Genomic DNA, 9,584 nt, shown 5'->3' with positions numbered 1-9,584 from the left:
CCGCCCCCGCGCCCGCCCGGAGGGCCCGCTGGCCCGGCTCTCCCCGCAGGAACGCCTGATCCTGGTCCTGCGGCTGCACGAGGGGGTCGCCGAGGAGCAGACGGCGGCTCTGCTCGGCCTGTCCGCGGAGCGCGTGCGGACCGTCTTCCACCGCGCGATGGCCGCCGTACTGCGCCCGCCCCCGGGACCGGCCCCCGCGGTGGGCGGCGTCAAGGCGGTGCCGTCGTGACCCGGATGAGGCGTGAGGCGACCGTACGGCGGATGCTGGAGCGGTCGGCGCCGCGCGTGCCGCCCGAGCTCCACGCGGACGCGGTCCGCCGCGGGACCCGCATCCTGCGCCGCAGGACGCTCGCCCGCCGCGCGATGTGGCTGCTGTTGCTGGCGGTGACCGTGGCGTTCGTGGTGTGGGCGCTGACGGTCCGCCCGTGGGTGGAGCCGCCGTCGGAGACGACTCCACCGCTCACGGGCTGGTGACCGGGGCCTACCGGCCGAGCGCCTGCTGGAGGTCTTCGAGCAGGTCGTCGACGTTCTCGATGCCCACGGAGAGGCGCACCAGGTCGGCGGGGACCTCGAGCGCGGAACCGGCCGCGGACGCGTGCGTCATCCGCCCGGGGTGCTCGATCAGCGACTCGACGCCGCCCAGGGACTCGCCGAGCGTGAACACCCGGGCCCGGTTGCAGACCTCGACCGCCGCCTCCTCGCCGCCCTCCACGCGGAAGGAGACCATGCCGCCGAAGGCCCTCATCTGCTTGGCGGCGACCTCGTGACCGGGGTGGTCGGGCAGCCCCGGGTACAGGACGCTCGTCACGCGCGCGTGACGGCTGAGCATGTCGGCGACCTTCGTCGCGTTCTCGCTGTGCCGGTCCATGCGGACCGAGAGCGTCTTGGTGCCGCGCAGCACCAGCCAGGAGTCGAAGGGGCCGGCGACCGCGCCCATCGCGTTCTGGTGGTAGGCGAGCTCCTCGCCCAGCTCCGCGTCGCCGGTGATCAGGGCGCCGCCGACGACGTCGGAGTGGCCGCCCATGTACTTGGTCAGGGAGTGCACGACGACGTCCGCGCCGAGCGCGAGCGGCTGCTGGAGGTACGGCGTGGCGAAGGTGTTGTCGACGACGAGCCGGGCGCCCGCGTCCCGGGCGACCTGGGCCACGGCGGCGATGTCGGTGATGCCGAGCAGCGGGTTGGAGGGGGTCTCCACCCAGACGGCCTTGGTCTTCGGGGTGAGGGCGGCCCGCACGGCGGCCGGGTCGCTCGTGTCGGCCACCGACCACTCCACGCCCCAGCGGGCGACGACCTTGGCGAAGAGGCGGAACGTGCCGCCGTACGCGTCGTTCGGGATCACCACGTGGTCGCCGGGGCTGAGCAGCGTACGCAACAGGCAGTCCTCGGCCGCCAGTCCGGACGCGAACGCGAGGCCGCGACGGCCGCCCTCCAGGGCGGCGAGGTTCTCCTCCAGCGCGGTCCTGGTCGGATTGGCGCTGCGGCTGTACTCGTAGCCGCCGCGCAGGCCGCCGACGCCGTCCTGCTTGTAGGTGGACACCTGGTAGATCGGCGGGACGACCGCGCCCGTCAGGGGGTCGGCGGTGTTGCCCGCGTGGATCGCGAGCGTCTCGAAGTGCTGACTGATGTGCCTGTCGCTCATGGGCACCGAGGGTAGTGCGCGTACGGTGCGGATGGCGGACGCGGAGCGGGCGGGGCGGGTGGCGGGGGCGGGTGCCGGGGGTTTTCCACAGGGCCCGGTACCGGGTTGGCCAATTGTCGGCGTGGTCTGGTTCGCTTGTGACATGGAGATTCTCTGGGTCCTGATCGCGCTCGTCATGCTCGGCTTCGTGGTGTTGCCGTTCATGAGGCGCGGGCGCGGGACGATCACTCAGGTCCCCGCCGGCCACCCGGACGCGGCGGACCCGGCGAACTACGGCTTCGCCCGCGAGGAGGAGCTGGACATCCGCATGCCCGGCCCCGACCAGGACCTGCTGGACGTCCTGGACCTGGTGCAGCGCACCCAGGACTACCGCGCGGCGCAGCAGCTGCTGGCCGGCACGGACGCGGAGGGCGAGTTGCGCTGGCAGCGCGTCCAGGCGTTCGCGGGCGCGGCCTCGCTGGAGCTGCGGCAGCGGCCCGGCGGGGTGGGCGAGGCTCCGGGCGGACAGTGGCTGCGGGTGTGGCGGACCGAGATGCCCAAGGACGCCGGGGGAGCCGCGGTGCACGCCGAGTTCCTGGTGCAGCAGGCGTGGCGTACGGCGGCGCCCGGGACGGACGAGTTCCGGATCATCATGGAGGAGGCGAAGGCGGCGTGCGGCGAGGCCGCGCTGCTGGCCCCCGGTGACCCGGTCCCGTACATCGTGGAGCTGTCGGTGGCGCGGGGACTCGGTTACTCGCAGCAGGACTTCGAGCAGGTCTGGCTGAAGATCCTGGACCGCGCCCCGGCCCACATGGGGGCGCACCTGGCCGCGCTGCACTACTGGTGCGAGAAGTGGCACGGCTCGCGGCAGCAGGCGTACGCGTTCGCGGAGGCCGCGGCGGCGCGGGCACCCCAGGGCTCCCTCCTCGCCGCCATGCCGCTCTTCGCGGTGTTCGAGCACCTGCCCGAGGTGAACCTGGTCGCCGGTTTCTACCGGAGCGAGACCGTCACCAAGGCGATGCACGGCGCGCTGCACGCGGTGCACTCGGCCCGGCCCGACGACCCGATGTCGGCGCACGTACGGCACCTGCTGGTCTTCTTCCTGGTCCGCGGCGAGCGCTGGGCGGAGGCCATGAGCCAGCTCATACACATCGACGGCCACGTGGGCGCCCTCCCCTGGACCCTCTCCCCCGACCCGGCCGCCGAGTTCACCGTCTACCGCGCCCTGGCGGTGGCCGGCTACGAGGCGAACGGCGGCAGCCCGGCGACACTCCCGCACTGACCGTGCCGTCCCGGCGGGGGTCCGCCGGAGGCGGCGGGTCCCCACGTGTCTCCGGGTCCCGGCGACCCGGAGACACGGCGCCAGGCGTCAGATCGTCGCCGTGTCGATCACGAAGCGGTAGCGGACGTCGCTGTTCAGGACGCGCTCGTACGCCTCGTTGATCTCGGCCGCGCCGATCAGTTCGATCTCCGCGCCGATGCCGTGCGCGGCACAGAAGTCCAGCATCTCCTGGGTCTCGGCGATGCCGCCGATCATCGAACCGGCGAGGGTCTTGCCGCCCCCGAGCAGCGAGAAGAGGTTGAGGGCGACCGGCTCCTCGGGAGCGCCCACGTTCGCCAGCGTGCCCTCCGTCCTCAGCAGGGACAGGTAGGCGTTGAAGTCCAGCGGGGCCGACACCGTCGACACGATCAGGTCGAAGGTGCCCCGCAGCTCCTCGAAGGTCTTCGGGTCGCTGGTGGCGTAGTAGTGGTCGGCGCCCAGCTTGAGGCCGTCGTCCTGCTTGCGCAGGGACTGCGACAGCACCGTCACCTCGGCGCCCAGCGCGTGCGCGATCTTGACGCCCATGTGGCCGAGGCCGCCCATGCCGAGGACCGCGACCTTCTTGCCGGGACCGGCGCCCCAGCGCTTCAGCGGGGAGTACAGGGTGATGCCGGCGCACAGCAGGGGCGCGGCGACATCGAGGGCCAGCCCGTCGGGGATGCGGACGACGTAGTTCTCGTCGACGACGATCTTCTCCGAGTAGCCGCCGTAGGTGGGCTCGCCGTTCCTGTCGAGGGCGTTGTACGTGCCGACCATGCCGCCGCCGGTGCAGTACTGCTCCCGGCCGGCCTCGCAGTTCTCGCACGTACGGCAGGAGTCGACCATGCAGCCGACGCCCACGCGGTCGCCCACCCGGTACCGGGTGACGCCGGGGCCGACCTCGGACACCACGCCGGCGATCTCGTGGCCGGGGACCATCGGGAAGATCGCCTCGCCCCAGCCCTCACGGGCCTGGTGGATGTCGGAGTGGCAGATGCCCGCGAACTTGATGTCGATCAGGACGTCGTGCTCGCCGACCGCGCGCCGCTCGACGGTCGTCCGCTCCAGCGGAGCCTTGGCGGCGGGTACGGCGTATGCGGCAACAGTGGTCATGCCGGAAGTTCTCCTCGTGAGGTCGTACGCCCGGCTGTCTTCTGTCCGGCCGGGCACGGCCTCCAGCCTGCGCCGACGTCCCGGACTTACCCAGACCACGGCTCTGCCTACGTTGGCTGTGCGTACCACTGACGGGGACAGGATGCTGTGCGTACGACCGGCAATACTGGAGCCATGGACGAGCAGCACACCCACCCGGCCGGCCCCGCGAACGGCGGCCTCGACCCGCGAGCGGAACTCAGCGAGTTCCTGCGCACCCGGCGGGCCCGGCTGAAGCCGGAGGACGTGGGCCTGCCGGACTTCGGACGGCACCGCCGGGTGCCGGGCCTGCGCCGCGAGGAGCTGGCCCAGCTCGCCGGGGTGTCCGTGGCGTACTACACGCGCCTGGAGCAGGGCAACGGGCAGAACGTGTCGGCGGAGGTGCTGGACTCGATCGCGCGCGCCCTGCGCCTCACCGACGCCGAGCGGTCCCACCTCACGCATCTGGCGAAGCCGAAGCGGCAGAAGCGGAGGCCGACGGCCCGCACCCAGCAGCCCCGCCCCGCGCTGCGGCACCTGCTGGAGTCGATGGACGCGGTCCCGGCGTACGTGGTGGGCCGGCGCTCGGAGATCCTCGCCTGGAACCGGATGGCGGCGGCTGTCTTCGGGGACTGGGGGCGGCTTCCGGCGCAGGAGCGGAACTGGGCGCGACTGGTTTTCCTGAACCCGGACTACCGCGAGCTGTTCGTGGAGTGGGAGCAGAAGGCGCACGACATGGTCGGCTACCTCCGCATGGACGCGGGCTGCCACCCGGACGACCCGCAGCTCTCCTCGCTGGTGGGCGAGTTGTCCGTGAAGAGCGAGGAGTTCCGCAGGCTGTGGGCGGCGCACGACGTCAAGGAGAAGAGCCACGGCGTCAAGCACGTACGGCATCCGCTGGTCGGTGAGCTGACGCTGCTTTGGGAGTCGTTCCGCCCGGCCGGTGACGACACCGGGCAGTCGCTGGTCACGTACTTCGCGGAGCCGGATTCGCCGTCGGCGGAGGCCCTGAAGCTGCTGTCCAGCTGGGGCACGGACGCCAGGCGGGCCGGGGCGGACGCCACGGCTCCCTAGAACACGGAACGGCCCGCCGGAAGAGGATTCTTCCGGCGGGCCGTCCGCTCACGCTCTACTTGCCGTGGTACGCGTTGTAGATCGAGATCGTCGACGTGTTGCCCTTCTTGTCGGCGATCTTGGCCTGGAAGGAGACGGCCTTCCCCTTCGCCGGGTTCTTGACGGTGATCTTCCCCTTCTTGACCGTGGTCTTCTTCCAGGTCTTGCCGTGGTCGTACGACACGTACACCGAGAGGGACTTGAGGTTCTTGCCCTTGGCGGCGCCCTCGACGGTGACCGGGATCGTGACCTTCTTGCCGGCCGTCACCTTGCTGTCCAGCCCCGTGGCCGCCTGGAAGCGGACCGTGGAGGCGGGCAGCTGCTTCAGGCCGGCGGTCTTCTTGGAGCGGAAGGTCCAGCTCGCGTCGATCCGCGTGGAGGCGGCGGCGACCTTGGCGCTGCGCTTGACCGAGGTGGTCAGCTTGTAGGAGGCGTCCCCGGACGGGACCTTGAACTCCTTCTCGTCGAACAGCGGGTCGTCGTGCGATCCGACCTTCTTGCCGTTGCGGTAGAGGCTGGTGGTGACCGACGTGAACGCCGAGGAGCCGGCGTGGCCCTTGCCGTCCGCGAACAGCGGGACGAGCCCCGAGATGCTGTTGCCGTCACGGAAGAGGCCGTACTCGGAGGTGAGACGCGGCCCGAAGACGGCCGTGTTCACGGTCTCCTGGTACGTCTTGCCGCCCTTGTAGCCCTTGGCGTAACCGATGACGTAGCCGGCCTCGGAGAGGGGCCAGCCCTCCTTGTCGACCCCGCCGATCTGCTCGAAGTCGAGGTCCCACTTCACCCCGGCCGCGGTGGACAGGTGCAGGGTGCGGGTACCGGGAAGGCTCTGCTCGCCGCTGAACGAGGAGGCTCCGCTGCTGCCGGGCAGCCAGCCCGTGGGACTGACGGCTCCCGTCTTGCCGCTCGCCGCGGCGCCCATGCCGACCTTCACCGTGGCGAGCTCGCCCGCCTTGTGGTTCCGGGTGTATCCGGTGGCGAGGTTCTTCACCTTGGCGCCGATGACGGTGCTGTACTGCTCCTTGGCGCCCTTGCTGAAGTGGGCGTCCCACTGCTGGCTCAGCGAGCCGTCGGTGATCTGCGGGCCGAGGTGGGCGGAGCGGAAGTTGTCGTACGAGTCCAGCCACCAGCCGAAGCCGTAGGAGGAGTCGTTCGTCTCGACGGTGTAGTCGGCGGAGGCGAACTCCGGCTTGGCCGCCTTGTCCGGCACGGTGATCTTCACCGGCTTGGCCTTGCGGGCGTCCAGGGTGATCGTCGTGTTCTTGGCGACGTCCAGCTTCGGCTGGGCGATCCAGTCGGCGCCCCGGTAGTCCTCCGGGTCGGAGCCGACGAGGATGCTGGTGTCCAGGACGTAGCCGCCCCTGGGCACGCGGACGGTGACGGTGCCGTCGGCGTCGTAGGGCTGGTACCACCGGTCGGCGCCGAGGCCGGAGACGCCGTTCAGGCCGGCGACGTAGTTGGCGGCCGGCTTGCCCGCGCGGTCGAGGAACTTCAGCGTCACGTCGTACGACTCGACCTCGCGCTGCACCGCGGCGGCCGTGCGTACGGTCTGCCCGCCGCCGGTGGCGACCACGTACGCCGAGTACGCGCCGTCGGTCGTGCCGCCGAGCCTGGTGTCGGCGGTGAGGTCCACGGAGGCCTTGCCGCCCGCGGGGACCGTGACCGTGGTGGCGCCCAGGGTGAAGAAGCCGGCCGGGGCCGCCTTGCCCTTGGGGTTCGTGGCGGTCGACGTCAGCTTGAGGGTGACGTCCCGGGTGCCGAGGTTGCGGTAGGTGAGCGCCTTGGTGACCGGCTTGTCGTCGGTGTGCGGCCACTGCTGGACGCCGAAGCTCAGCGACACCGGGTCGGCGATCACGGTCTGCTCGACCGCCTTGTCGACCTGGACGCGGCCCGAACCCTGCTCGAACGGCGTGTACGTGCCGCCCTTGGTGGAGCCGGTGAGCGCGCCCTTCAGCTCCGCCGAGGTCCACTCGGGGTGCTGCTGCTTCAGGATCGCCGCCGCGCCCGCGACGTGCGGGGTCGCCATCGACGTACCGGAGATGGTCATGTACCCGGCCGGCTTCTCGCCGACCTCCTCGGCGATGGCGTTGCCCTTCGCCGAGGCGGCCGTGATGTCGACGCCGGGAGCGGTGACGTCCGGCTTGATGGCGCCGTCGCCGACGCGCGGGCCGGTGGAGGAGAAGTCGGCGAGCGCGTCCTTGTCGTCGACGGCGCCGACGGTGAGGGCGGCGTCCGCGCTGCCGGGTGAACCGATCGACTGCGGGCCCTCGTTGCCGGCCGCGATGGCGAACAGGACGCCCTTCTCGGCGGAGAGCTTGTCGACGGCGGCCTCAAGAGGATCCACCTCGGGCGTGTCCGTGCCGCCCAGGCTCATGTTGACGACGTCGGCGCCCTGCGCGGCCGCCCACTCCATGCCGGCGAGGATGCCGGAGTCGTCGCCGAAGCCGGAGTCGTCGAGGACCTTGCCGTTGAGGATCCTGGCGCCGGGCGCGACGCCCTTGTACTTGCCCTTGGACTTGGCGCCCGTACCGGCCGCGATGGAGGCCACGTGGGTGCCGTGGCCGACCTTGTCGCCGGTGCCGTCCGCGGAGGTGAAGTTCTTGGACGCGGTCACCTGGCCCTTGAGGTCCGGGTGGGTGGCGTCGACACCGGTGTCGAGGACGGCGATCTTCACGCCCTTGCCGTCGTAGCCGGCCGCCCAGGCCTTCGGGGTGCCGATCCGCGCCACCGACGTGTCGAGGGAGGCCTCGCGGACCCCGTCGAGCCAGACGTGGGCGATGCCGGAGGCGGTGCGGTCGCCGTCGGTGACGGCGTCCCACAGCTCGGGCGTGTCGTCGTGCGGGGTCTGCACCGCGTCCGCGTTCAGGGACTTCAGGGTCCGGCGGACCGTGCCCGCGTCCCGGACGTCGGCCTTGGCGGCCTGTGCGCCGCCCTTGTAGCCGACGATGACCTTCAGGCCCCGCTTCTGGGAGCCGCGGGTCGCGGCCTCGTTCAGCTCGGTGACGTCGAACAGCCGCTGGTCCAGCTTGCCGCTCGCGACCAGCCGGGCGGCGTCGGCCGGCAGCACGAGGGTGTGACCGCCGGTGCGGCGGACCTGCACGGGTATGTGTTCCCGGCCCTCCGCCCGCTCCAGGCCGACCACGCGGCCCTTGGCGTCCACGGCGACCCGGTCCCCCGTGATCAGCGTGATCCGGTGCTTGGCCTTCACGGTGGACGCCCCCGTCGAGGAGGCGGCGGTCGTGCGCTCCCCCTCGGCCGACGCCGGGCCGGCCATGCCCGCCGCGAGCGCCACGGCGGTCGCCGTGGCGACCGTGGCCGCACACGCCCTCTTCACTTGTCTGCGCAAGGTTCCCCCTAGCGGGATCGCCGGGTGAACTCGACGTCACCCGGCCGGGGGTGGTCTCGTACGCATGCGCGCACCCCCCGGATCACGCAGTATGCCGAGGGGTGATCAAACGCCTCAAGGGACGCCGGGAAGGGTGCGGAAGTCGCCGGGTGACTGTAACGCCACCGCCGGAACTCCGTTACACAACCGCGTGGTTGACGCCCTTCCGGTCAGGCCTTCGTGTTCTCCTTCACGGTGATCCGCCCCTTGCGGATCGTCGCCAGGCGCGGGGCCGCCTTCGCGATGGCCGAGTCGTGGGTGACCATGACGAAGGTCAGCCCCAGCTCCTTCCACATGCGGATGAGCACGTCCATGATCTCGTCGCGCATCGACTCGTCGAGGTTTCCGGTGGGTTCGTCGGCGAGCAGCACCTTCGGCTCCTTCACCAGCGCCCGCGCGATGGCCACGCGCTGCTGCTGACCGCCGGACATCTCGCTGGGCAGATGGCCCAGCCGCTCGCCCAGACCGACCGACGCCAGCGCCTCGGCGGCCTTCTCCCGGCGCTCCTTGGCCTTCACGCCGAGCGGGACGAGCGCGGTCTCGACGTTCTCCTGCGCGGTGAGCGTGGGGATCAGGTTGAACGACTGGAAGACGAAGCCGATGTTCTCGCTGCGGACCCGGGTGAGCCGGGCCTCGGGCAGCTTGGCCAGGTCGGTGCCGTCGAGGACGATCTCGCCGGAGGTGGGCCGGTCGAGGCCGCCGAGCATCTGCAGCAGCGTGGACTTGCCGCCGCCGGTGGGGCCCTGGATGACGAGCCGGTCGCCGTCGGGGATGGTCAGGTCGATTCCGTCGAGGGCGTCGACGGTCTCCTTGCCGCGCGTGTAGCGCCGGGTGACGCCTCTGAGTTCGTACATGGGTCTGCTCCTGGATCGCGTACGAGGATGGGGCCCGCCCGCTGCGGATGGGCCCCGGTTTCCGGTGCCGGGCGGGTGCTACTCGACGCGGCGGAGCGCGTCGGCCGGCCGCAGCCGGGAGGCGCGCCAGCCGCCGAAGGCGCCGGCGACGAGACCGCCGGCCACGGCGAGGCCGACCGCGAG

At 71.7% G+C, this 9,584-nt stretch carries 8 protein-coding genes; 4 read left to right on the top strand and 4 right to left on the bottom strand.

Translation table 11 applies throughout. From position 1 onward, the window contains the following. Both B7767_RS03025 and B7767_RS03020 read left to right on the top strand, forming a co-directional pair. Nucleotides 1-229: sigma factor-like helix-turn-helix DNA-binding protein (locus B7767_RS03025; RefSeq protein WP_306297930.1), on the top strand; the 229-nt coding region annotated here is incomplete at its 5' end. Further along, nucleotides 226-474, top strand: coding sequence for a hypothetical protein (locus B7767_RS03020; protein ID WP_085570738.1), 249 nt, complete (start codon nucleotides 226-228; stop codon nucleotides 472-474). The genes B7767_RS03025 and B7767_RS03020, both read left to right, overlap by 4 nt. A 7-nt stretch (nucleotides 475-481) precedes the next feature. On the opposite strand, the gene B7767_RS03015 is transcribed toward B7767_RS03020, so the two are convergent. After that, nucleotides 482-1,639 carry a cystathionine gamma-synthase gene (locus tag B7767_RS03015; RefSeq protein WP_085570737.1) on the bottom strand — a complete coding sequence of 386 codons (1,158 nt, stop codon included), beginning with the start codon at nucleotides 1,637-1,639 and terminating at the stop codon, nucleotides 482-484. 142 nt (nucleotides 1,640-1,781) lie between these two features. Between B7767_RS03015 and B7767_RS03010 the strand changes: the two genes are divergently transcribed. After that, nucleotides 1,782-2,900: a hypothetical protein gene (locus B7767_RS03010; protein ID WP_085570736.1), complete on the top strand. Its 1,119-nt coding sequence runs from the start codon at nucleotides 1,782-1,784 to the stop codon at nucleotides 2,898-2,900. Nucleotides 2,901-2,987: 87 nt separating this feature from the next. Here the strand turns inward: B7767_RS03010 and B7767_RS03005 are convergent, their stop codons facing one another. Next, on the bottom strand, nucleotides 2,988-4,031 hold the full coding sequence (locus B7767_RS03005) for an NAD(P)-dependent alcohol dehydrogenase (protein ID WP_085570735.1): 1,044 nt from the start codon (nucleotides 4,029-4,031) through the stop codon (nucleotides 2,988-2,990). A gap of 174 nt (nucleotides 4,032-4,205) precedes the next feature. Here B7767_RS03005 and B7767_RS03000 point away from each other — a divergent pair, with 174 nt between their 5' ends. Continuing rightward, a complete protein-coding gene (locus tag B7767_RS03000) occupies nucleotides 4,206-5,123 on the top strand; it encodes a helix-turn-helix transcriptional regulator (protein ID WP_085570734.1) in 918 nt (305 codons plus the stop codon). 55 nt (nucleotides 5,124-5,178) lie between these two features. On the opposite strand, the gene B7767_RS02995 is transcribed toward B7767_RS03000, so the two are convergent. Both B7767_RS02995 and B7767_RS02990 read right to left on the bottom strand, forming a co-directional pair. Continuing rightward, nucleotides 5,179-8,508 (bottom strand): S8 family serine peptidase, encoded by a 3,330-nt coding sequence (locus B7767_RS02995; protein WP_256923299.1) that lies wholly within the window; start codon nucleotides 8,506-8,508, stop codon nucleotides 5,179-5,181. A 209-nt stretch (nucleotides 8,509-8,717) separates the two neighbouring features. After that, entirely contained in the window at nucleotides 8,718-9,401 is a 684-nt protein-coding gene (locus B7767_RS02990; RefSeq protein WP_085570732.1) for an ABC transporter ATP-binding protein, read from the bottom strand. Between the last annotated feature and the right edge of the window lie 183 nt (nucleotides 9,402-9,584).

Source organism: Streptomyces sp. 13-12-16 (genome assembly GCF_002114215.1).
GTDB lineage: Bacteria > Actinomycetota > Actinomycetes > Streptomycetales > Streptomycetaceae > Streptomyces.
The sequence above is the reverse complement of the archived record's forward strand: the minus strand, read 5'-3'. Positions and strand labels throughout refer to the sequence as shown.

Bases quoted from the DNA above. Each gene is read 5' to 3' on its own strand.
- B7767_RS02990 (WP_085570732.1), bottom strand. From the start codon at position 9,401: ATGTACGAACTCAGAGGCGTCACCCGGCGCTACACGCGCGGCAAGGAG.
- B7767_RS03015 (WP_085570737.1), bottom strand. From the start codon at position 1,639: ATGAGCGACAGGCACATCAGTCAGCACTTCGAGACGCTCGCGATCCAC.
- B7767_RS03005 (WP_085570735.1), bottom strand. From the start codon at position 4,031: ATGACCACTGTTGCCGCATACGCCGTACCCGCCGCCAAGGCTCCGCTG.
- B7767_RS03010 (WP_085570736.1), top strand. From the start codon at position 1,782: ATGGAGATTCTCTGGGTCCTGATCGCGCTCGTCATGCTCGGCTTCGTG.
- B7767_RS03000 (WP_085570734.1), top strand. From the start codon at position 4,206: ATGGACGAGCAGCACACCCACCCGGCCGGCCCCGCGAACGGCGGCCTC.